General features: G+C 60.3%; 1 protein-coding gene. It reads left to right on the forward strand.

Features of this window, described 5'->3' with window-relative positions; translation table 11 throughout:
• The coding region (locus VN622_16465) for a serine hydrolase (GenBank protein ID HWR37457.1) at window positions 1-1,231 on the forward strand (1,231 nt) is incomplete at both ends.

The raw sequence follows: 1,231 nt of genomic DNA on the forward strand, positions 1-1,231 counted from the left end.
GAAGTGTGTGGTTACCGCGATGTCGGTGATGCGGATGGTTGAGCTTGGGCAAGTTCGCCTGAACGATCCTGTCGCGAAGTACATTCCCGAGTTCGGAAGCAACGGCAAGGATCAGATCACGATTCGGCAGTTGGCTACGCATTTCAGCGGATTACGGGAAGACCTCGATCTTAGAAGTCGCTGGCAAGGCAAGGATGCTGCGCTTCGCATGGCGCATGACGAAGCGCCGGTAGCGCCCCCGGGATCGCAGTTTCGCTATTCCGATGTTAACTACATCGTCCTGGGTGAATTGGTTGAGCGCGTCAGCGGCATATCGCTCGATGGGTATGCCGATGCGCATGTCTTCAAGCCACTGGGCATGACGCGTACGCGTTTTCTGCCACCGAAGGAGTGGCTTGGCGCGATTGCGCCGACTGAGTACGACGAGCGCAATGTGATGCTGCGGGGCGTAGTGCACGATCCCACGGCGCGGCGCATGGGCGGAGTGGCGGGGCACGCCGGATTGTTTTCGACTGCTGACGACATCGCGCGGTTCGCGCAGGCAATGCTCGGTGGCAAGACGATCATCTCGGAGGCGAGCGTGCAGAAAATGACGACGCCGCAACAGCCACCGACCGCGACAGTGTTGCGGGGCATCGGCTGGGACCTCGACTCGCCATTCTCTAGCAATCGCGGTGAACTGCTGCCGCTGGGCAGCTACGGACACACGGGATTCACTGGAACATCTCTGTGGATCGATCCGGTAACGAACACATACATCGTTCTCCTGACGAATGGAGTGCATCCTAAGTTGAAGCCGGGTGGGGCGGTAGTGGCGTTGCGGGTGCAGGTGGCGAACGCCGTGGCTGCGGCACTGAAGCTGTCCGTCTCCGAAAAGGAAAAGGTGAGACTCGCGAGTGTGACCGGTTACAACGAAGCCATCGTTGGGGCGCGCAGAGTGCAATCGCGCAACGGTCAGGTGAAGACCGGGTTGGACGTTCTCGCGGAGAGCAATTTTGGCACTCTGAGCGGGGAACTGGGAACGAGCAGTGCGCCAAAGCGACGCCGAATCGGGCTTGTGACGAACCAGACGGGACTCGATGCACAGGGACGGAGAGCGATCGATCTGTTGGCGAAGGCTCCCGGCGTGGAATTGGCGGCAATCTTCAGCCCCGAGCACGGCGTAACCGGCACGCTGGACACAACGGACATCGGCAATACAAAGGACCAGGCGACGGGTGTTCCGGTGTAC

Source organism: Clostridia bacterium, from assembly GCA_035561135.1.
Lineage (GTDB): Bacteria > Acidobacteriota > Terriglobia > Terriglobales > Acidobacteriaceae > DATMYA01.